The following is a 21,785-nucleotide window of genomic DNA, read 5'->3' as shown; positions in this document are numbered from 1 at the left end:
TCAGACTGCGGCAAAATCGACAGACAGTCCCATTGCGGGCGCGTTCAGTATAGGGCAACAAAATACCAGAGTTCAGCACCGGAAAAACCAGGGTGAATAGCGGGGTGGGCGCGTGATTTAATTAGCTGGATTGGGGATAACTACTTTTTATATCGGAATATTTCGGGCTGATGCCAGATATTTCGCTGCTGGCGAATCAATTGCAAAGCGTAATGTTCTTTTTTATTAATATCTGGTACGGAATAAGAATAATCAGAATTTACTCAGGATTGCTGAAACTGAATATGATTATGAATCAATAGCTAACAATAGAGATTACCCGATTTCAGGACCATTTTATACTTTATGCTGGCCCGTTCAGCGCATCGATGTTCAGAATTATCTTAGGTTATTTTAAGACTTTTCCCTGACAACCCATGCTCTCCAACGATATAAACAGCCCATTCAGATGTAAAAACAGTCAAAAAAAGGGCGGCAAAGTGGCCGCCCGATGAAATTAACGCCGATTAACGCCAGGATTTATAGCGGTTAATTAAGGCATTAGTGGAGCTGTCGTGAGTGGTAACTTCGTCCTCGTTTTCCAGTTCCGGCAGAATACGGTTCGCCAGCTGCTTACCTAATTCCACACCCCACTGATCGAAAGTGAAGATATTCAGGATGGCACCCTGAGTGAAGATTTTGTGCTCATACAGGGCAATCAGCGCGCCCAGGCTGTAAGGGGTAATCTCACGCAGCAGGATGGAGTTAGTCGGGCGGTTACCTTCAAACACCTTGAACGGCACGATATGGGCTACAGACTCTGCAGATTTACCGGCATCGGTAAACTCTTTCTCTACGACGTCGCGTGACTTACCAAACGCCAGCGCTTCAGTCTGGGCAAAGAAGTTAGAGAGCAGCTTCGGATGGTGATCCGCGAGCGCATTATGGGTAATGGCCGGCGCAATAAAGTCGCACGGAACCAGCTTGGTACCCTGGTGGATCAGCTGATAAAACGCGTGCTGACCGTTGGTGCCAGGTTCGCCCCAGATGATTGGGCCAGTCTGGTAGTCCACCGGATGACCGGCACGATCCACATACTTGCCGTTTGACTCCATATTGCCCTGCTGGAAATAGGCGGCAAAGCGGTGCATGTACTGGTCGTAAGGCAGAATCGCTTCGGTTTCAGCACCAAAGAAATTGTTGTACCAGATGCCAATCAGTGCCAGCAGCACCGGCAGGTTCTGCTCAGCCGGCGCAGAGGCGAAGTGCTGGTCCATGGCATGTGCGCCGCTCAGCAACTGCTCGAAGTTATCGAAACCAATCGAGAGAATGATCGACAGGCCGATCGCTGACCACAGTGAATAGCGGCCGCCAACCCAGTCCCAGAATTCAAACATGTTGTTGGTGTCTATACCAAATTCGCCCACCGCTTTGGCGTTGGTCGACAGCGCAGCAAAGTGTTTCGCTACGTGCTGCTGGTCGCCTGCCGTTTTCAGGAACCAGTCGCGCGCGCTGTGGGCGTTGGTCATGGTTTCCTGGGTGGTGAAGGTTTTCGATGCCACCAGGAACAGGGTGGTTTCCGGGCTGAGGTCTTTCAGCGTTTCGGCGATGTGGGTGCCGTCAACGTTAGAAACAAAATGCATGTTCAGATGGTTTTTGTACGGGCGCAGCGCCTCAGTCACCATAAACGGGCCGAGGTCAGAGCCGCCGATACCGATATTCACCACGTCGGTGATCGCTTTACCGGTATAGCCTTTCCATTCGCCGCTGATGATGCGCTCAGAGAAGCCTTTCATCTTATCCAGCACCGCGTTGACCTCTGGCATCACATCTTTGCCATCCACCAGAATCGGCGTGTTACTCCGGTTACGCAGCGCGACGTGCAGCACCGCACGATCTTCGGTGCGGTTAATCTTCTCACCCGAGAACATAGACTTAATAGCACCGCTCAGGTCGGTCTCTTTGGCCAGCGCCTGTAACTTATCGAGGGTTTCCTGGGTGATGCGGTTTTTAGAGAAATCCACCAGCATCTGATCATCAAAGGTGGCAGAGAATTTGGCAAAACGATCGGCATCCTGGGCGAACAGATCGGCAATTTCTACCGACTTCATCTGCTCAAAATGCTGTTGCAGCGCTTTCCAGGCTGCGGTTTGTGTCGGATTGATATTTTTCATGGCAACACTCTTGTTGATATTAAGAACCGTCATTCCATCGGAGGCACATCATGCCCGTTTAGCGTTTCAGTATGACCACAGTTGTAACTGAAAGGAAAAATTTTGTCAGCGCGCGCCGGACAGGCGATCTGAACGCCGCTGTTTATCGCCAGCATTCACTGGCGCGAACAGCCAGCGGACCGCAGAGGCAACGCGCGGTAAAGTGTGACGCGAAAGTCTGCGCAAAACATTGTGCCGTATCAGGGATTGCTGCATGGGCTGAACCCATTAAGCACTGTAGCCGCTGCGACGCAGAGTCATTTGTTTTCTGATGCGGCGCTCCGGGCATCGCTGACATTGACAGCAGGTCCAGAAAAGGCTAGATCTATGCGCCTACTTGCGCACCTGTGCGCAAGCCAGAAGAGGCGCGTCGCCCAGGCAGTGTGTTGGAGGAACCGTATCCGGTGAAAACACATGATGGGGAGCGACGCCGAGGTGGGTCAGCACGCGGTGTGCTGCCTGTCGGCTACAGGGGCTGAATCCTCTGGGTTGTCACCAGAAACGTCTGCAGTCGACGTTTCGCAAGGTGGGGCGCTTCTGGGTGACTCGTCTATCCGATCTTGTCCGCCCGTTTCTGCTCTTTCCTTGTGCCTGGCTGAAAGAATGTTTCTCGACCCTTTCATCGGCGAGAACAAGATAACCTGACACGAGGTCCTACATGTCTCAAACACTGATAGTGGCAAAATTCGGCGGCACCAGCGTAGCCGATTTTGAAGCGATGAACCGCAGCGCCGATGTGGTGTTGCAGGACGCCAGCACGCGTCTGGTGGTGCTCTCTGCTTCGGCGGGCATTACTAATCTGCTGGTTGCGCTGGCTGAAGGCCAGCAGGCTCCCCAGCGCGCTGTGCTGCTTGATGATATCCGCCGTATCCAGTACGCCATTGTTGATCGCCTGCAGCGTCCGGAAGTGATCCGCGATGAAATTGATCGGATGATCGACAATATCAGCATGCTTTCCGAAGCCGCCTCACTGGCCACCTCGAATGCCCTGACCGATGAACTGGTCAGCCACGGTGAGCTGATGTCATCACTGCTGTTTGTGGAAATTCTGCGTGAACGCCAGGTTAATGCGGAGTGGTTCGATGTCCGCAAGGTAATGCGTACCGACGATCATTTTGGCCGGGCAGTACCGGATGTACAGGTGCTGGCGGAGCAGGCGACGGCGCAGTTACAGCCGCGCATTGAGCAGGCATTGGTCATTACTCAGGGGTTCATCGGCAGTGAAAGCGAAGGGCGCACCACCACCCTGGGTCGCGGCGGCAGTGATTACACCGCCGCGCTGCTGGGCGAAGCGCTGAACGCGGCGCGTGTGGATATCTGGACGGATGTGCCGGGCATCTACACCACCGATCCGCGCGTGGTGCCGACGGCGAAGCGTATTGATGAAATTACTTTTGAAGAAGCCGCTGAAATGGCGACGTTCGGTGCGAAAGTGCTGCACCCGGCGACGCTGCTTCCCGCCGTACGCCGGGGTATTCCGGTATTCGTCGGTTCCAGCAAGGATCCGGCAGCCGGTGGGACCCGCGTCTGCAATGAAACCCGCAACCCGCCGCTGTTTCGGGCGCTGGCGCTACGCCGTAAGCAGACGCTGTTAACGCTGCACAGCCTTAACATGCTGCATACGTTTGGTTTTCTTGCTGAACTCTTCAATATTCTGGCGCGTCATAACGTCTCGGTTGACCTGATCACCACCTCTGAAGTGAGCGTGGCGCTGACGCTCGACACCACCGGATCGACCTCAACCAGTGCCAGCCTGCTGACCCAGGCTTTACTGACTGAACTCTCGTCGCTGTGCCGGGTTGAAGTGGAAGAAGATCTGGCGCTGGTGGCGATTATCGGTAACCAGCTGTCAAAAGCGTGCGGCGTCGGCAAAGAGGTGTTTGGTGTGCTCGACCCGTTCAACCTGCGGATGATTTGCTACGGTGCCAGCAGCTACAACCTCTGCTTCCTGGTACCGGGCAACGATGCGGAAAGCGTGGTACGTACGCTGCATCGTAATCTGTTCGAGTAAACTTCTCTGCCATTCAGGCCGCGTCAGCGCGGCCTGAAAAACGGCAAAAATGGTTCATATCTCCCTCATTACTCCCCCGGCACGCGACTTCCGATAAAACCTTTTAATACATAAAGTTACATTCTGTTATTGCCAAATGGCAACCCCTTTCTCTGCGCATTTCGTGCACCTGCATTGCGCTCCCTTTCCGCAGATTTATAATCCCGCCGCTGAATCAATTCACCCAAATTTAGGAAATATCATGAAAAGGTTAGTCGCAGAGGCGCTGGGTACCTTCGTGCTGGTGGCCGGCGGTTGTGGAAGTGCCGTGCTGTCAGCTGCGTTCCCGGAGCTGGGCATTGGCTTCATGGGCGTGGCGCTGGCTTTCGGGCTGAGCGTGCTGGTCATGGCGTATGCGGTCGGTCACATCTCAGGCGGGCACTTTAACCCGGCGGTGACCCTGGGATTAGTGGCAGGCGGACGTTTTCCCGCGTCTCAGGCCATTCCTTACATCATCGCGCAACTGGCAGGCGGCATTGCCGCTGGCGCGGTGCTCTATCTGATCGCCAGCGGTAAAGGCGACTTCAGTGCAGCGGCCAGCGGCTTTGCGGCGAATGGCTACGGTGAACACTCGCCGGGCGGCTTCAGCCTGCAGTCAGGCATGATCGCCGAAGGGGTGATGACCGCTATCTTCCTGATTGTGATCATGGGTGCCACCAGCGAGCGCGCGCCGAAAGGCTTTGCACCTATTGCGATTGGCCTGGCGTTAACCCTGATTCATCTGATCAGCATTCCGGTGACGAATACCTCGGTTAACCCGGCACGCAGCACCGCGGCAGCCCTGTTCCAGGGTGACTGGGCGATCTCTCAGCTGTGGATGTTCTGGTTAATGCCGATTATCGGTGCCGTGATTGGTGGTTTGATCTACCGCGGTTTAGAGGAAAAAGCAGCGTAATTTCTTCGATATGCAGCGGATCGGCAGCAGTCGATCCGCATTTTGCCGCCTCGCCCCATCTTCGCCTTACGCCATGATAATGAAATGTTATGATCCCGCCTTCGTCACGGCAGTCGTTCCTGCATGATGACTCTCTATGGCAAATCTGCATAAAACATAACATTCTTATAAGGAAGTCTGGCTATGCTCGCCACGTTAACCCGCCTGTTCCCGCTCTGGGCCGTGCTGTTGTCTGTCGCCGCTTATTACTCTCCAGGTACGTTTCTCGGCATCGGACCCTGGGTCACTTATCTGCTGATGCTGATTATGTTCGGCATGGGTGTGACCCTGAATATCGACGATTTTAAACGGGTCCTGACCCGACCTGCGCCGGTGATTGCCGGAACCTTTCTGCACTATCTGGTGATGCCGTTAGCCGCCTGGGGGCTGGCAAAACTGTTTCATATGCCGCCCGATCTGGCTGCCGGTATGATTCTGGTCGGCTCAGTTGCCAGCGGCACCGCCAGCAACGTCATGATCTATCTGGCGAAGGGGGATGTGGCGCTGTCGGTGACGATCTCGTCAGTCTCTGCGCTGGTGGGTGTGTTCGCCACGCCGCTGTTAACCCGCTTTTATGTTGATACCCACATTCAGGTTGATGTGGCTGGCATGCTGCTGAGCATCGTGAAGATCGTCGTGATCCCCATCTCCCTGGGACTGATCATTCATCACAGCATGAACAGCGTGGTTCGCCGGGTGGAACCCTGGCTGCCTGCGTTTTCGATGGTCTGTATTCTGCTGATCATCAGTGCGGTGGTGGCAGGCAGTCAGGCCTTTATTGGATCGGTGGGTCTGATGGTGATCGCGGCGGTGATCCTGCATAACGCGATTGGCCTGCTTGGCGGCTACTGGGGCGGTAAGCTGTTTGGCTTCGATGAGTCAACCTGCCGTACCCTGGCGCTGGAGGTCGGCATGCAAAACTCCGGTCTGGCGGCGACGCTGGGCAAACTCTACTTCTCACCGCTGGCGGCATTGCCAGGCGCGCTGTTCTCGGTGTGGCACAATCTGTCAGGTTCACTGCTGGCGGGTTACTGGTCAGGAAAGCCGATTAAGAAGAAGTAACAGTGGCGGCGCATTATTGCACTGCGCCGCATCTCACTGCTGCCGCGCCGGACGATCGCCGCTCCGGCGCGGCAGGTTATTCACTCCGCTCAGTTTTATTCATAGTCACGTTCATCGTCGGGCTGTTCCAGCACCGTGTAGGCCACACTACAAAACAGTGAATTCAGGCGCTTCATGTCGCCCAGTAAACCGAGATGCAGCGAACTGGTCTCAATACTCTGCACGTTCTTCTGGTGCAGGCGGTCAACATGCGCATGAGAGTAGCGGCGGATCATCAGACGGAAGCGATGTTTAGCGCGACGCAGACGTTTAGCGCTGGTGATATCGTGTGACAGAAACACCGACAGACTCATTCTGAGGTTAGCGATCAGCAGCTCATGCAGCTCCTGCAGCTCTTTTAATCCCTCGGCAGAGAACGCGCGGCCCGCTGCCAGTGACTTGTCAGCGACATCGCCGCTCATCCGCTCAATGATGTCCCCGGCCTGCTCCAGATTTAGTGACATTTCAATGATTTCTCCCCAGCGACGCGAGTCCTCTTCGGGGAGGTCCTCTTTTGGCATCCGCGCCAGATAGAGTTTGATGGCGGTATAGAGCACATCGACATCATCATCCAGCCTGCGCACCGTGCGTTCCTCGCGGGATTCGCCATGTACCACCTTATTAAACGCCTCCAGCATCTGCTCCAGCACGTCGCCCATGCGTAACGCTTCGCGGGCGGCATTCACCAGCGCCAGCGCCGGCGTATCCAGCGCGCTGCGATCGAGGTGCTTCGGCTTGAGGTGCAGCGCGTTATCCATGTCGTCGGCGATCATACGGCGACAGAGGCGCGCCATCAGGTCAGCAAACGGCACCATCGCCACGCAGCGGATCAGGTTGTAAAACACATGGAAGAAAATCACTAACTCTTCATCGTTGACCGGCAGCTTATCCAGCCACTCCGCCACAATATCGACAAACGGCAGGATGAACACACAGCCGATCAGCTTGAACAGCAGGCTGCCGAGCGCCACGCGCTTGCCCGCAGCATTCGAGCCGCTGGCGTTGATCATCGCCAGCAGGCCGCTACCGAGATTGGCACCAATCACCAGACAGAGCGCCACCTTGAATGAAATCACGCCGGTGGCGGTGAGCGTCGCGGTGATCAGCACCGCGGCCAGGCTGGAGTAGCTGATGATGGCGAACACCGCACCTAGCAGCGCATCGAGCATCACGTCGCCGGTCAGGCTGGAGAAAAGCACCTGGACACCGGCGGCCTGGGTAATCGGGCGAGCCGCTTCGACAATCAGCTGCAGCGCCAGCAATATCAGGCCCAGGCCAATACTGGCCCGGCCTAACTGACCCGCACGGGTCTGCTTGCGGCTGAGGAAGAACACCACGCCAAAGAAGATAAACAGCGGTGAGAGCCAGGAGAGATCAAACGTCAGGATACGCGCCATAATCGCGGTGCCGACATCCGCGCCAAGAATCACCACCAGCGCGGGCGTCAGGCTGACCAGATTCTGCGCCACAAAAGAGGTCACCAGCAGCGTGGTGGCGTTGCTGCTCTGCACCAGCGTGGTCACGCCAATGCCCGCCAGAAACGCCATCGGTTTTTTTTCTATGCTGCGACTCAGGACGCGGCGCAGATCGGCACCGTAGACCCGCATGATGCCGGTTCGTACGATATGCGTGCCCCAGACCAGCAGGGCCACCGCAGAGAGTAAATTAAGCAGGGTTAACACGTGGTGTCGCTCCTCGAATGTCAGGCTCAAAGCACAGACTGCCAGCCTGACGGAAGAGAGCAATCTGTGAAGGGGATTGCCGTGCTATGCGTGATTTTTTCCTGTGTTTTAAGCCACCTGGCGCAAAGTCGACATCTCCAATTGTAGACCAATCTTCCTGCCAGCGGGATGCAAATCCGCCGCCGATCGGTTAAGCACATCAACCGAAAGTTCCACATCATGCGCCCGGATACGATAGCGGATCACGTTGCCCAGCAGGCTGTGGCTGAGGATTTCCGCAGGAATGCCCTGGCCCGGCGCGGTGAACAGCATTGATTCCGGGCGAATGGCCACCTGGCTGTGGAAAGGCTGACCGGTCAGTCGCGTCGCCTGCTCAGCGCTCAGCAGGTTGTAGTTGCCAATAAATCCGGCGGCGAAGAGATCGACCGGTTGGGTATAGAGCGCTTCGGCATCGCCGTTCTGCACGATTTTTCCCCGGTTCATCAGCACGATACGATCGGAGAGCGTCAGCGCCTCCTCCTGATCGTGGGTGACGAACAGGGTAGTGAGATTCAGCTCGCGCTGGATGCGCCGGATTTGATCGCGCAGATGGCGGCGAATACGCGCATCCAGCGCCGACAGCGGTTCATCCAGCAGCAGCAGACGCGGACGCGTCACCAGCGAACGTGCCAGTGCCACGCGCTGACACTGCCCGCCTGACAGCTGGTGCGGATAACGGCGTGCATAATCATTGAGTTCAACCAGCTCCAGCACCTCCAGCACCCGCTGGCGAATCTGCGCTTCGGGCAGTTTCTGCATCTTCAGGCCAAATGCGACGTTCTTCTCTACCGTCATGTTGGGAAACAGCGCATAGCTCTGAAACACCATACCGATGGCGCGCTTCTGCGGGGCCAGCGGCACGATATCTTTGCCCTCCAGCCTGATTTCACCGCTGTCGACGCCGGTTAATCCCGCCAGACAACGCAGCAGCGTCGATTTACCGCAGCCGCTGGGGCCGAGCAGGGTGACAAATTCCCCTTCAGCGGCGCTGAAATCGATCTGCTCAAAAATGGGCGTGGGTCCATAGGACTTGTTCAGCTCTCTGACCTCAAGGTAACTCATATTCAGCCTCGTTCGGGATTCAGGGCGTTGGCCAGCCAGGTAACCAGCAGCACCACAAAGAAGTAGGAGATCACCAGCGCGCTGGTGAAGTGACCGCTGCCGTTACGCATGTTGAAGAGGTAAACCTGCAGGGTTTCATAGCGGTTGCCGACCAGCAGGTTAGCGAAGACAAATTCGCCAATCAGGAAGGAGAAAGAGAGCAGCACGGCAATCAGCATCCCTTTGCGCAGGTTGGGCAGCACGACCCACAGCGCCGCCTGCCAGGTGCTGGCACCCAGCAACTGCGCGGCATCAATCAGCTCTTTGAGGTTGATCGCCTGCATATTGTTCGCCAGCGCCCGGTAGATAAAGGGTAACGCGATAGTGAAATAACAGCCGATTAAGATCCACGGCGTGCCGGTCAGCATCAGCGGTGACGAAGAGTAGAGTTGCAGTAATCCCACTGACGACACCACCGGCGGCACGGCGAAAGGCATCAGGATCAGGACGTTCATCACCGCATCCAGTCGAGGAAAATAGTAAGCGATTACAAACATGGCAGGCAGCACCAGCACCAGCGAGAACAGAAGCGCACCCAGGCAAATCAGCAGCGAATGGCTCAGCGCCGTCAGAAATCGCGGGTCGCTCCAGAGCTGGATGAACCACTTCAGGCTATAGCCCTGTGGCAGAATGGTGTTACTCCAGTCGGACGACAGTGCATAAAGCAGTGTGGCCAGTAAAGGCAGTGCCAGCAGGGTAAAGAGTAACCCGACCATTATCCGGTGATAGAGGTGCTCAGCACGTGACATGGCGGCTCCTTTCATGGCTGTTTCGCATTGAGATAGCTACGGCGCACCAGATATTGCTGCACCAGGGTAATCAGCGCCATAATCGCCACCAGCAGCATCGCCAGCGCACTACCGGTGTTGGGATCCAGCGAGATATCGCCGGAGACCAGCGCGGCAATGCGCACCGGCACCACGTTGAAATTACCCGTGGTCAGGGCATAAATCGTGGCGTAAGCGCCCAGTGCATTTGCCAGCAGGATCACAAAGGTCCCGAGCAGCGCCGGAAACAGAATCGGCAGGCCGATATGCCACCAGTAGTGCCAGCGGCTGGCACCCAGCAGCGCAGCGGACTCCTGCCACTCTTTTTTCAGCCCGTCGAACGCCGGGTAGAGCAGCAGCACGCCCAGCGGGATCTGGAACCAGGTGTAGACCAGCACCATGCCGTTGCGCGAGAAGAGTCTGAAGCTCTCAACCAGACCATAATGGCGCAACAGCAATGTCAGGCAGCCGTTCAGCCCCAGCAGAATCACAAAGGCAAACGCCAGCGGGACACCCGCAAAGTTGCTGGTCATATTGGTAAAAGCGATGAGAAAGCGCTGCAGTCGCCCGCCGCCGAGCTGATGCAGTGAATAGCCGGTGACCAGTGCAATCAGTAAGCCGTAGACGCTTGACCAGAGTGAGATATCCAGCGAAAAACGAAACGCCTGCTGGTAGAAGGGCGAGGTGAGAATGTCCTGATAGTTATCCCAGCCCCACTGGCTGTTCATCTCACTCCAGAAGCTGTTAATGGCGATCCACAACAGCGGTGCCAGCTGAAAGGCGACCCAGAACAGGGTGAACGGTAACAGCAGCAGCAGCGCGACTCCTTTTCCTCTCATCTCTTCGACTCCGCCAGCAGGCCGCGACAGACCGGCTTGTCATGCGCCACCTCAAGTAGTTCACACAGCGTGCCGCACAGATCGGTCTGCTGCGGTGCCAGGTCAGGCTGCAGCGAGAAAGCCCGGCCAAAGACAAACAGCGGCACCGTGGTCTCTTCCGGCAGAATGCCGCCGTGGGAGCGATCGTCATTCATGCCGTGATCGGCGGTCACCATCACCTGATAGCCCTCAGCCAGCCACAAGGGCATCCACTGCGACAGCAGGCCGTCTGCGATGCGTGCCCGGTTGCGGTACTGTGGCGAAGAGAGGCCCGATTTATGACCGGCATCGTCGATATTCATCGGGTGGATTAGCAGAAAATCGGGATCGTGACGCAGCCGCAGGCTCTCTGCATCTTCAAACAGATGCGAGTCGGGATAGCTATCGTCAGAATAAAAATGGCCATACTGAATGGGCAGGTCCGGCGCGTCAGTGTGACGATCGCGCGCCGGAACGAACGGCGTTCGGTTATAAAGCTCACTCACCCAGTGGTAGGCCGCCGCCGCAGTCGTCAGTCCCGCCGCTCGCGCAAAGTGAAAGATGCTACGCTCTCGGCTTAACCGGCTGACGCCATTATGAATAATGCCGCTTCTGACCGGCGGAACACCGGTCAGAATGCACTCATAAAGCGGGCGTGACAGCGAGGGTAATTCACAGGTCATACGGTAATAAAACCCGTTGCCCTGCGAACATTCGGCATGCAGGTAACCCATTGCATGTTGTGCGACCTGATTGCTCAGGCCGTCCAGCACTACCAGGATGGTCTTCATTCCGTTCTCCCTGCCGCGAATTACTGCTGCATGTTGATGATGACGTTTTCCTGCCACAGGCGCGGCAGCATTTTCGACGATTTATCCCAGGCAGCCTGATCCTTCACCGGACGGGCATTTTTATATTCAGATTGCGGCAGCAGGCGAGCCTGAACGTCCGCTGGCAGCGTCAGATGTTCAGCACGAATCGGACGGGCATAGCCCTTCGCCAGATTGATCTGTCCCTGGTCTGAGAAGATATATTCGCGCGTCAGTTTTGCGGCGTTAGGGTGTTTCGCATATTTGTTGATGACGGTGGTGTAGCCGGAGGTCACGGAGCCATCAGACGGGATAACCACTTCGTAGCGGTTTTTGTCGATCTGGTCCCGGTAGTTCAGGGCGTTAAAGTCCCACACCACCGCCATCTGCACTTCGCCTTTTTCGATATTGGCAATCACCGGATCGGTAACGCCAAGACGACCCTGTTTAGCCAGATCGGCAAAGAAAGCCAGCGCCGGTTTCAGGTTCTTCTCATCGCCACCTAAGGCGTAGTTTGCCGCCAGTACGCCGTTGGCCGCCTGAGCTGCCACGCCGACGTCACCGATAGTAACCACATACTTACCTTTTTTCAGATCGGCCCAGCTGTGGGGGATATCTTTAACCTGCTGCTTGTCGATCAGGAAGGCGATGGTGCCGGTATAGGCCAGCGCCCAGTGGCCATCTTTATCTTTAGCCCAGGCCGGAATCTGATCCCAGTGAGTGGGTTTATAGGGCTGGGTCACACCTTTAGCGACAGCGATCGGGCCAAAGGCGGCACCCACGTCCCCGATGTCAGCGCTGGCGTTCTCTTTCTCTGCATCGAATTTCGCCAGCTCCTGCGCCGATGACATATCGGTATCGCTGTGCTTAAGGCCATATTTGCTGCTGATGTCGTTCCAGGTGTCTTTCCAGTTAGCCCAGCTATCCGGCATCCCGACGCTGTTGACCTGGCCTTCACTGCGTGCCGCTTTTTCCAGGGCGGCAAGGTCGTTATCGGCGGCCTGCGCAACGGGCAGGGTGAGCACTACAGCACTGGCTACTACAGAGGCGATAAACGCTTTCATCTCAGTTGCTCCGGGTGTAAGTTGATGGGCCTGGCTGGTCTAGTCCAGCAAGAACCGAGCCAATGTAGCCCCTGTATATGAACGATTTATGACAGGGCGGCGCTGTGCGGGGGATGGGTGATGAAAGATGTGACCCGTTCGCCTGTCACAGGTGCGTTTACCTGAACAGTAAGAGTGCGGAGTCGCACCAAAATGAGGCTACTGTTGTGGAGTCGATAGCACTCAAAACGGCGGATGCGATCGCCAGCGTCTTGCTGATGCGCATTCAGGCCGGAGAGTTCAGCGCCGGGCGACTGCCGGCGGAGCGTGCCTTAAGCGAAGCGTTCAGCACGACCCGGATTACCCTGCGGGAAGCACTGGGCAAGCTGGAAGCCCAGGGAATGATCTACCGGGAACTGCGTCGCGGCTGGTTTATCGCACCGCCGCGGCTGATCTATAACCCGCTGCATCACAGCCACTTTCATGCCATGGCAATGGAGCAGGGACGGCAGGCGGCCACCGAGGTCATCGCCGCCGAACAGGTCGCGGCGCACGACAGCGTGGCGACGGCGCTGCGGCTGGCATCCGGTTCGGCGGTGTACTGCATCCGCCGTTTGCGGCGCATCGACGGGCGTGCGGTGCTCTATGTTGAACACTACCTCAATCCGCGTTTTTTCCCTGGTCTGCTTGATGAAGATTTGACCCGCTCACTGACCGATCTCTATGACCAGCGCTACGGCATTCGTTACGGCGGCGCGCGCTTCACCATCCTGCCCGGCCCGCTGCCGGAGGTCGCCGCACCCATGCTGAATGTGGCACCGGGCAGCCCTGGTTTGTTGATCACCCGCATCAATCGCAACCAGCAAAAAGAGGTGATTGATTGCGACTGTGAATACTGGCGTTACGATGCGCTCTGTGTTGATGTGGAGGCCTGAGGAGTTATTGTGATTTGCGTCACACTCGCGCATGATATCGCGCGCTAACAACTCCTTTTTTAAGGCGCAACATGAGTGACAAAAATCCTTTGGCCCGCCACCTTGCAACGGTACTGCAATGGGTGCTGAATCTGGGTCTGCTGAGTCTGGCGATCATCCTGATCGTCTTTTTAGGCAAAGAAACTATCCATCTGGCAAACGTGCTGTTTAACACCAGCGAGCAGTCATCCTCCTATCTGTTGATTGAGGGGATTGTCATTTATTTCCTCTACTTCGAATTTATTGCGTTGATTGTTAAGTACTTTCAGTCGGGATATCACTTTCCGCTGCGCTATTTTGTCTATATCGGTATCACGGCAATTATCCGCCTGATTATCGTCGACCATAAAAATCCCTTCGATACGCTCTGTTACTCTGCGGCGATTCTGATTCTGGTAATCACTCTGTGGCTGGCAAACAGCAACCGCCTGAAACGCGAGTAATCTCCCTGCCGTCTGTCATGACGGCAGGTGTTCGCATCGCGTCTCTGCGCTAAACTAGCGTCCTGAAAATTATTGGGAGTGGTGCTATGTCGCAAGACGCGCTCAGCTTATTACGTGCGCTCAACTGGCTTTCTCCGTCGCAGGCAACCCTTGCGCCGCCATTGCTCGACTGGCTGATGGAGGAGGATTCAATGACGCGCCGTTTTGAACAACATTGTCAGCGGGTCACGGTTCAGCCGCTGCGTGAAGGCTTTATCGACGCCAGCGAGTTGGGTGATGAAAAGGGCTTGTTGCCAGACGATCAACGCTTCTGGCTGCGTGAAGTGTTGCTGTTCGGCGACGATCAGCCCTGGCTGGCTGGCCGTACGCTGGTGCCGGAAAGCACCCTTAACGGGCCAGAAGCGATGCTGCAGCAGCTGGGCACCCGGCCGCTGGGTCGCTATCTCTTCTCCTCTTCAACGCTGACCCGCGATTTTATTGAGCCGGGGCAGGTGGAGGGATTGTGGGGACGACGTTCACGCCTGCGTCTCTCCGGCAAACCGCTGCTGCTGACTGAACTGTTTTTACCGGCATCGCCTCTCTATCGCGATCTGGTCTGAGGATCCTGTGGTGCAAAATAGCTTAAGTATAAATAAATGGCGGGCCTACACGCGCCTGATGCGTATCGATAAGCCGATCGGTACGCTGCTGCTGATGTGGCCAACGCTCTGGGCATTATGGCTGGCTGACATGGCGATCCCGCCGCTGCCGGTGCTGGCGGTGTTTGTTGCCGGGGTCATCGTGATGCGTGCAGCTGGTTGTGTGATCAATGACTACGCCGATCGCAAAGTAGACGGTCATGTCGAACGCACGAAGCATCGGCCACTGGCCAGCGGCGCGGTGAGTGCAAAAGAGGCTAAGCTGCTGTTCGTGATCCTGGCTCTGGCGGCTTTTGCGCTGGTGCTGACCATGAACATGATGACGATTATGCTCTCCGTGGTGGGGCTGGCGCTGGCCTGGGTCTATCCCTTTATGAAGCGTTATACCCACCTGCCGCAGGTAGTGCTGGGTGCCGCCTTTGGCTGGGCGATTCCCATGGCATGGTCTGCAGTTAGTGAGTCCTTACCTCTGGTCTGCTGGCTGGTATTCATCGCCAACATCTGCTGGACGGTCGCCTATGACACTCAGTATGCGATGGTGGATCGGGATGATGACCTGAAGATTGGCGTGAAGTCGACCGCGATTCTCTTTGGCCGTTTCGACAAGCTAATCATTGGTCTGCTGCAACTGGCGACGCTGCTGCTGATGGCGCTGGTTGGCCTCATGCTGCATCTGAACAGCGCCTTCTACTGGACGCTATTACTGGCCGCCGCGCTGTTTGTTTATCAACAGAAGCTGATCGCCGGACGCGAGCGGCAACCCTGTTTCCAGGCTTTTCTCAATAACAACTATGTCGGAATGGTGCTGTTCCTCGGTGTGCTGATGAACACCCCGCCGTTCAGCCAGCTGTTCTGACAGGGGATTCAGGCACAAAAAAGGCGACCTCATGAGGTCGCCTTTTTACTATGCGCGCTGGGGTCAGTCGTGCGCCACAGCGGTTTCAATCGTCATACGGACATCGCTGGTGACCAGGTCTGCCAGCATATGCCAGGTCGCCAGGGTCTGCGCAACATCGGCATCACCGCTGTCGCTGATATACCCTTCATCGCGCAGGGTCAGGACCAGTGAGGTAAAGACCGCTTTGTCGAAGAATTCCGGGGCATTGATACCGTGCAGCACCGACAGACGCTGTGCCAGCGTCCGGCTCTCTTTCTCCAGCGTGCCGCGGTTAATCGTCGGCTTGGCGCTGAGAATGGAGAACGTAATAGCATAGCGCTGCAGTGTTTCACGCACACCGGCGGCCAGCAGTTGCAGCGTGCGATAGCGCGCTGAGGAAAAGCGCAATTCGCCAGCTTCGAGCGTAATCAGGCCCTGACGCGCCAGCTCCTGACTCAGTTCGGTCAACAGTTGTGGCAGCTCATCGGTCTGCCAGCGCAGGAACAGCTCACTCTTCAGCATCGGGTAGATCAGGCTCACCTGACGCAGCAGTTCTGCTTCGCTCAGCGTCTGATGTTGCTGAACAATAGCGGCAATCAGCGACGGCATCACCAGCATGTGATGAATATTGTTGCGATAGTAGGTCATCAGCACCGCCTGCTCACGCGGCAGAATGATGATGTCGCCAATGCTGTCCTTTTCACTCTCAAACTTATTCATACCCATGGCGTGATCCAGCAGCGCTTCCGCTGAAAGATCGGGTACGGTCGCATTTGGCGAGTAAGGCACGTTGCGCAGCAACTGGGTATAGCACTCCAGTTGTTCAATCAGCTGTTCACGGGTTAGTGAGCGCTGACGTGACGCCAGCAGGGCGGTGACACAGAGGTTCATGGCGTTAGCCGCGCCCGCTTCATTGATACGCACCATCAGGCTGGCAGCAATATCGTTGACGGTTGGGGTTAACCAGCTGGGACGCTGTGGCTCAATCGGATCGATGGCATCGCGCCATTCCGGCACCCGCTTATTGAGATAGTTGACCAGCGGCAGGGGTTCGCCAAAGTTCACGTAACCCTGACCGAGATTGCGCAGCTTGCGTAAGCCGCGCACCATCTGCATGAAGCCCTCTTTCTCTTTCGCCGCGCCGCGCAGCTCTTTAGCGTAAGTGCCCACTTCCATCACGTGCTCATAGCCGATATAGATCGGCACCAGCGTGATCGGGCGATTTCCGCCGCGCAGCATCGCCTGCAGCGTCATGGCTAAGGTGCCCGTTTTAGGGTCCAGCAGGCGACCGGTTCGTGAACGGCCACCTTCGACAAAGTACTCAACCGAATAGCCGCGGGTGAATAGCTCGCCGAGATATTCGCGGAATACCGTGGCGTAGAGCTTGTTGCCTTTAAAGGTACGACGAATAAAGAAAGCGCCCAGGCGACGGAAAATCGGGCCGGCTGGCCAGAAGTTGAGATTGATCCCGGCTGCGATGTGCGGCGGCACCAGTCCCTGATGATAGAGCACATAGGAGAGCAGCAGATAATCCATGTGGCTGCGATGGCACGGCACATAGACAATCTCGTGGCCATCCTGCGCCAGCTGGCGGACTTTTTCGCCGCCATTGACGTTGATGCCCTGATAGAGCCGACTCCAGAGCCAGCCCATCACGCGGTCAGTTACGCGGATGGCTTCATAGGAGAAGTTTGCCGCAATCTCCTCCATCATTTCGACGGCGTTCTGCTGCGCTTTCTCATGGGAGATTTTTTTGCTGCGAGCTTCATCTTCTACTGCTTTTTCAATCGCTTTGGATTGCAGCAGACGAGTAAACAGATCCTGACGCGCCGGCAAGCGCGGGCCAATCGCCGCCAGCCGCTGGCGGGCAAAATGAATGCGCGCCACACGAGCCAGCTTCTGGGCGATCGACTGATCCGTACCGTGTTCAGTTGCCATGCGGCGCAGCGACACCGTCGGCGAGAAGCGGACAAAACTGTCGCGCCCGTGCCAGATCACCGCAAAAAACTTCTGCACCCCGTTCAGCACCCGCAGGTGTGGCGTTGCTTCGCCCTGGACTTCACGTCCTGGTGCGCGGCCAAACATCACCGTGACCGGCAGCATCTGAATATCCAGCTTAGGGTTATTGCGATGCAGGTCCAGGTAATCGTGAAAAATTTTCACGGATTCAACGCTGGGCACAAAATAGGGGAAGACGCGAGGGCCATTGTGGATAAAGACGTGGCGCGGCAGCAGAGAACCATCAATCTCCAGCGGAGTGAGCGGGTCGGGCAGATGATGCCGCAGACACTGTGCGCGTAAAGTCAGTAAGTCGGCCTTCGAATCGTAAGGCAAAACATACATAATAGGTCGGGTCGGATCCAGACCATGTTCAGACACGGGATCGGCCGGAATGGCCTTACTTTTTACCAAAAACGACAGTGGTAAATTAAGCAGTTTGTAATAGAGTTTACGCCAACCTGACATAGACAACATGAAGCCTCTTGTTAGCAAAGCGCCGCAAGCATACCAGAAAGCGCAGCGAAGATCTGTGGTGGTGCCAATTGCACGCAGCCCAGACATTGACGTCAATCCGATGAAAGGGTTCCCACATCATGGCAAATAATGCCACCGGACTTATCAGAATAGTAAAAGCTGCAGGTTACTCATGGCAGGGACTGCGTGCCGCCTGGCAACATGAAGCGGCGTTTCGGCAGGAAGCGCTGGCTGCGCTGGCTGCTATTGTTATCGCGTGCTGGCTGGATGTCGATGTGGTCTCCCGCATCCTCATGATTGGGGCGGTGGTGCTGGTGGTCATTGTCGAAATCCTCAATAGCGCCATTGAAGCGGTGGTCGACCGCATCGGTCAGGAGCATCATCCGCTGGCGGGCCGGGCAAAAGACATGGGCTCGGCGGCGGTGTTGATCAGCATCTTACTGGCACTCTTCGTCTGGATCGCGCTGCTCTGGACACATTTGCGATAAGCCTTCCATAACGCGTCTGAGGGCGCGTTTTCCCTGACAATCGGTTTCCATTTCACCAATACCTGTATATACTCACAGCGACTGTATAAACAACCAGGGGGCGGGATGAAAGCATTAACCAGCAGGCAGCAGCAGGTCTATGACCTGATTCGCGACCATATTTCTTCAACAGGCATGCCGCCTACGCGTGCCGAGATCGCCGCGCAGCTGGGCTTCCGTTCGCCGAACGCGGCAGAAGAGCATCTGAAAGCGCTGGCGCGCAAAGGCGTCATCGAGATCGTTTCCGGTGCATCGCGCGGCATTCGACTGTTAATGGAAGAAGAAGCCTCAGAAGGGCTACCGCTGATTGGCCGGGTTGCTGCCGGTGAGCCGATCATGGCGCAGGAACATATCGAAACCCACTACAAGGTCGATCCGGGCCTGTTTAAGCCGTCTGCTGACTTCCTGCTGCGCGTCAGCGGAATGTCGATGAAAGATATCGGGATTATGGATGGCGACCTGCTCGCGGTGCATAAAACCCAGGATGTGCGTAACGGCCAGGTTGTGGTTGCCCGCATTGATGATGAAGTCACCGTTAAGCGCTGGAAAAAGCAGGGTGCTATCGTGCATCTGCTGCCGGAAAACAGCGATTTTGACCCGATTGTTGTCGATACCCGTGCGCAGTCACTGACCATAGAAGGTCTGGCTGTTGGCGTGGTGCGCAACGGCGAGTGGCTCTGATTCTTCTGCCAGCGTGCATTCGCCTTCTCTGATGCTATTCTGTCTGCCCTAATTTTGTCGCTGCCTCTTTTGCGCAGCGACACTGAGCACGGAACGGCGAATGCGCTTTATTACGGCAACCGATAAAAATCTCTGGCGGCTTGCGCTGCCGATGATCCTTTCAAATATCACCGTTCCCTTACTGGGAGTGGTCGATACTGCAGTAATTGGTCATCTCGACAGCCCTGTCTATCTTGGCGGGGTTGCGGTCGGGACTACAGTGACCAGCTTCCTCTTTATGCTGCTGCTTTTCCTTCGAATGAGTACCACTGGCCTTACGGCGCAGGCATTTGGCGCTGGCGATAAAATGGCGCTGGCACGCGCGCTGACTCAGCCGCTGATCATTGCGCTGCTGGCGGGCGTACTGTTCATCGCTTTGCGTTATCCGATTATTCAGCTGTCGACCCATCTGGTTGGCGGCAATCCCGATGTACTCGAACAGGCGGCACTGTTTATTCAGATTCGCTGGCTCAGTGCGCCTGCCACGCTGGCAAACCTGGTCATTCTGGGCTGGCTGCTGGGCGTGCAGTATGCACGCGCGCCGGTGATCCTGCTGGTGGTGGGCAACCTGGTTAACATCGTGCTCGATCTCTGGCTGGTGATGGGGCTGCACTGGGGTGTCGCGGGGGCGGCAACCGCCACGGCGCTGGCGGAATACATTACGCTGGTTGTCGGCAGCATCATGGTCTGGCGGGTGTTAAAACTGCGCGGAATTACGCTTAGCCTGCTGAAGCAGAGCTGGCGCGGTGACAGCGGCCGGCTGCTGCGACTGAACCGGGACATCATGCTGCGCTCTCTGATGCTGCAGCTCTGTTTCGCCTCGCTGACCGTACTGGGTGCCCGGCTGGGTCCGGATGTGGTGGCGGTTAACGCAGTATTACTGATGTTCATCACTTTTACGGCTTACGCGCTGGATGGCTTTGCCTATGCGGTTGAAGCTTTTGCGGGTGAGGCGCATGGTGCAAAAGATGGCAGCAAACTCCTGCGCGTCTGGCACTCTGCCTGTCGGCAGGCGGTGGTGGTGGCGCTGTTCTTCTCGCTGATCTATGCCATTTTTGGCCCGCAAATCGTTACCCTGCTGACCTCTCTTCAGTCACTCCAGCAGACAGCGGACCGCTATCTGGTCTGGCAGATGATAATGCCGCTGATCGGTGTCTGGTGTTATCTGCTGGATGGCATGTTCATCGGGGCGACGCGCGGGCGCGAGATGCGTAACAGCATGGTAGTTGCCGCAGCCGGCTATTTTCTGACGCTGCTTAGCGTACCGGTGCTGGGTAACCATGGTCTTTGGCTGGCAGTCACGGTTTTCCTGGCGCTGCGCGGCCTGTCGCTGTGGCTCATCTGGCGTAAGTACTGGCGTCAGAACAGCTGGTTTGATGCATGAGTCAGCAGTGGCTGCACGCAAGCCGATACGGATTATTCTGTATTATTCCACGGTTAAGAAATTGGCTACTACAATTAACTCTATGCAGCGCAGTTAACCAGCGCTTTGTATCGTTATTTTGTTAAGTAGCAAGATAATCATTAAAACCCGAGGATTGGAGGTCTGCCATGAATAAAGACGAAGCAAGCGGCAACTGGAAGCAGTTCAAAGGCAAAATGAAAGAGAAATGGGGCAAGCTGACCGACGATGATATGCAGGTTATCGAAGGTAAACGCGATCAGCTGGTCGGTAAAATCCAGGAGCGTTACGGCTCTACCAAAGATGAAGCCGAGCGCGAAGTAAGCGACTGGGAAGGTCAGAACAAAGACCACCGCTGGTAATCAGACAATAGCTTGATAATCAGCTGAATGTGTTCCGGTGGGCCCTCACCGGAACCGCACAAGGATGTGCCGATTACCCGCGTTTCCCCCGCTTTTTACCCTCATCCTGATGGTCATGCTCGCAGCTTTCATGGTGCGTACAGGCTGCAACCGCAGCACAATTTTCACATAAACCATGCGCTTCAATCACGCTGTGGCGTAATACAAACTGCGCTTCACCTGCCAGACCAGCAATAATCTTCTCTACGCCCTGCGCCTGCTTCTCTGTAACGGCGGCGCAGCGGTCACAGACCAGCATCACCGATGTATGTGCTGGTGCCTCAAAATGGTGACACATGACGTAGCTGTTGTTGGATTCCACCCGATGAATGAAACCCTGCTCCAGCAGGAAATCGAGCGCCCGGTAAACCGTGGGTGGCTTGGCCTGTGGCTCGCTGACCCGGAGTTGATCCAGCAGATCGTAGGCGCTGATCGAGCCAGGCTGCTCGGCCATCAGGCGCAACACTTCAGCACGCTGCGAAGTCAGACGCACACCGCGCTGCAGGCACATCTTTTCGGCCTGAATCAAAATTTGCTGCGACGTCATGTTTGTCATGAAAATTCTCCGCTGGATAAGTGATGTTATTTTATCACACATAGTTTCGCGGCGCTGAGGTTGGTTTTCGTCTGAAAAAACAGCATCATTTGCCTGATAAAGCAGCACATTCAGAATTTAAGCCGTCTTCTATCTCAAATCTGACGACAAATCAGATCCATTCTGAATCCACCTGAAGCGGAATTTGTTGGCATTTT

At 56.1% G+C, this 21,785-nt stretch carries 20 protein-coding genes and 1 riboswitch; of the genes, 11 read left to right on the top strand and 9 right to left on the bottom strand.

What is annotated here, in order from left to right:
- Window positions 1-506 precede the first annotated feature (506 nt).
- Window positions 507-2,153, bottom strand: a complete 1,647-nt coding sequence (pgi, locus tag NR201_RS12255; RefSeq protein WP_010672201.1) for a glucose-6-phosphate isomerase — start codon at window positions 2,151-2,153, stop codon at window positions 507-509.
- 391 nt (window positions 2,154-2,544) lie between these two features.
- Window positions 2,545-2,737: riboswitch (Lysine riboswitch) on the top strand.
- Between the two features lie 113 nt (window positions 2,738-2,850).
- Between pgi and lysC the strand changes: the two genes are divergently transcribed.
- From lysC to panS, 3 genes are all read left to right on the top strand, one after another.
- Complete coding sequence (lysC, locus tag NR201_RS12250; RefSeq protein WP_022625207.1) at window positions 2,851-4,203, top strand: lysine-sensitive aspartokinase 3; 1,353 nt, start codon at window positions 2,851-2,853, stop codon at window positions 4,201-4,203.
- Window positions 4,204-4,444: 241 nt separating this feature from the next.
- Entirely contained in the window at window positions 4,445-5,137 is a 693-nt protein-coding gene (aqpZ, locus tag NR201_RS12245; RefSeq protein WP_010672203.1) for an aquaporin Z, read from the top strand.
- A gap of 183 nt (window positions 5,138-5,320) precedes the next feature.
- Window positions 5,321-6,238: a ketopantoate/pantoate/pantothenate transporter PanS gene (panS, locus tag NR201_RS12240; protein WP_010252655.1), complete on the top strand. Its 918-nt coding sequence runs from the start codon at window positions 5,321-5,323 to the stop codon at window positions 6,236-6,238.
- 95 nt (window positions 6,239-6,333) lie between these two features.
- On the opposite strand, the gene NR201_RS12235 is transcribed toward panS, so the two are convergent.
- The 6 genes from NR201_RS12235 to NR201_RS12210 form a co-directional block, all read right to left on the bottom strand.
- Window positions 6,334-7,959 carry a Na/Pi cotransporter family protein gene (locus NR201_RS12235; protein WP_163799198.1) on the bottom strand — a complete coding sequence of 542 codons (1,626 nt, stop codon included), beginning with the start codon at window positions 7,957-7,959 and terminating at the stop codon, window positions 6,334-6,336.
- 108 nt (window positions 7,960-8,067) lie between these two features.
- The gene (locus tag NR201_RS12230; protein WP_010252646.1) at window positions 8,068-9,060 is read right to left on the bottom strand and encodes an ABC transporter ATP-binding protein; all 993 of its coding nucleotides are present in this window, start codon (window positions 9,058-9,060) and stop codon (window positions 8,068-8,070) included.
- 2 nt (window positions 9,061-9,062) lie between these two features.
- Window positions 9,063-9,848, bottom strand: coding sequence for an ABC transporter permease (locus NR201_RS12225; protein ID WP_010672205.1), 786 nt, complete (start codon window positions 9,846-9,848; stop codon window positions 9,063-9,065).
- 11 nt (window positions 9,849-9,859) lie between these two features.
- Window positions 9,860-10,705, bottom strand: a complete 846-nt coding sequence (locus NR201_RS12220; RefSeq protein WP_010252254.1) for an ABC transporter permease subunit — start codon at window positions 10,703-10,705, stop codon at window positions 9,860-9,862.
- Window positions 10,702-11,514 carry an alkaline phosphatase family protein gene (locus tag NR201_RS12215; RefSeq protein WP_045140868.1) on the bottom strand — a complete coding sequence of 271 codons (813 nt, stop codon included), beginning with the start codon at window positions 11,512-11,514 and terminating at the stop codon, window positions 10,702-10,704. The genes NR201_RS12220 and NR201_RS12215 overlap by 4 nt, the downstream gene beginning before the upstream one ends.
- Before the next feature lie 20 nt (window positions 11,515-11,534).
- On the bottom strand, window positions 11,535-12,596 hold the full coding sequence (locus NR201_RS12210; RefSeq protein ID WP_010252250.1) for an ABC transporter substrate-binding protein: 1,062 nt from the start codon (window positions 12,594-12,596) through the stop codon (window positions 11,535-11,537).
- 206 nt (window positions 12,597-12,802) lie between these two features.
- Here NR201_RS12210 and NR201_RS12205 point away from each other — a divergent pair, with 206 nt between their 5' ends.
- From NR201_RS12205 to ubiA, 4 genes are all read left to right on the top strand, one after another.
- Complete coding sequence (locus NR201_RS12205) at window positions 12,803-13,510, top strand: UTRA domain-containing protein (RefSeq protein WP_172608729.1); 708 nt, start codon at window positions 12,803-12,805, stop codon at window positions 13,508-13,510.
- A 71-nt stretch (window positions 13,511-13,581) separates the two neighbouring features.
- A complete protein-coding gene (psiE, locus tag NR201_RS12200) occupies window positions 13,582-13,992 on the top strand; it encodes a phosphate-starvation-inducible protein PsiE (protein WP_010252246.1) in 411 nt (136 codons plus the stop codon).
- Between the two features lie 86 nt (window positions 13,993-14,078).
- The gene (gene ubiC / locus NR201_RS12195) at window positions 14,079-14,591 is read left to right on the top strand and encodes a chorismate lyase (RefSeq protein ID WP_010252243.1); all 513 of its coding nucleotides are present in this window, start codon (window positions 14,079-14,081) and stop codon (window positions 14,589-14,591) included.
- A 10-nt stretch (window positions 14,592-14,601) separates the two neighbouring features.
- Window positions 14,602-15,486: a 4-hydroxybenzoate octaprenyltransferase gene (ubiA, locus tag NR201_RS12190; protein WP_022625214.1), complete on the top strand. Its 885-nt coding sequence runs from the start codon at window positions 14,602-14,604 to the stop codon at window positions 15,484-15,486.
- Window positions 15,487-15,549: 63 nt separating this feature from the next.
- Here the strand turns inward: ubiA and plsB are convergent, their stop codons facing one another.
- Window positions 15,550-17,973 (bottom strand): glycerol-3-phosphate 1-O-acyltransferase PlsB, encoded by a 2,424-nt coding sequence (plsB, locus tag NR201_RS12185; protein ID WP_010252237.1) that lies wholly within the window; start codon window positions 17,971-17,973, stop codon window positions 15,550-15,552.
- 128 nt (window positions 17,974-18,101) lie between these two features.
- On the opposite strand from plsB, the gene NR201_RS12180 reads away from it, so the two are divergent.
- The 4 genes from NR201_RS12180 to NR201_RS12165 all read left to right on the top strand — a co-directional run bounded on the left by NR201_RS12180 (window position 18,102) and on the right by NR201_RS12165 (window position 20,993).
- The gene (locus NR201_RS12180) at window positions 18,102-18,470 is read left to right on the top strand and encodes a diacylglycerol kinase (RefSeq protein WP_010252234.1); all 369 of its coding nucleotides are present in this window, start codon (window positions 18,102-18,104) and stop codon (window positions 18,468-18,470) included.
- A 105-nt stretch (window positions 18,471-18,575) separates the two neighbouring features.
- Window positions 18,576-19,190: a transcriptional repressor LexA gene (gene lexA, locus NR201_RS12175; protein ID WP_010252231.1), complete on the top strand. Its 615-nt coding sequence runs from the start codon at window positions 18,576-18,578 to the stop codon at window positions 19,188-19,190.
- Between the two features lie 100 nt (window positions 19,191-19,290).
- On the top strand, window positions 19,291-20,613 hold the full coding sequence (gene dinF / locus NR201_RS12170) for an MATE family efflux transporter DinF (protein WP_256849810.1): 1,323 nt from the start codon (window positions 19,291-19,293) through the stop codon (window positions 20,611-20,613).
- A 167-nt stretch (window positions 20,614-20,780) separates the two neighbouring features.
- Window positions 20,781-20,993 (top strand): CsbD family protein, encoded by a 213-nt coding sequence (locus NR201_RS12165; protein ID WP_033770834.1) that lies wholly within the window; start codon window positions 20,781-20,783, stop codon window positions 20,991-20,993.
- Between the two features lie 73 nt (window positions 20,994-21,066).
- Here NR201_RS12165 and zur read toward each other — a convergent pair whose 3' ends face one another.
- Window positions 21,067-21,588 (bottom strand): zinc uptake transcriptional repressor Zur, encoded by a 522-nt coding sequence (zur, locus tag NR201_RS12160; RefSeq protein WP_256849809.1) that lies wholly within the window; start codon window positions 21,586-21,588, stop codon window positions 21,067-21,069.
- Between the last annotated feature and the right edge of the window lie 197 nt (window positions 21,589-21,785).

The organism is Pantoea sp. Fr-CA_6, from assembly GCF_024520895.1.
Lineage (GTDB): Bacteria > Pseudomonadota > Gammaproteobacteria > Enterobacterales > Enterobacteriaceae > Pantoea > Pantoea agglomerans.
Note: the sequence above shows the minus strand (reverse complement) of the source record. Positions and strands in the feature narration are given on the sequence as shown.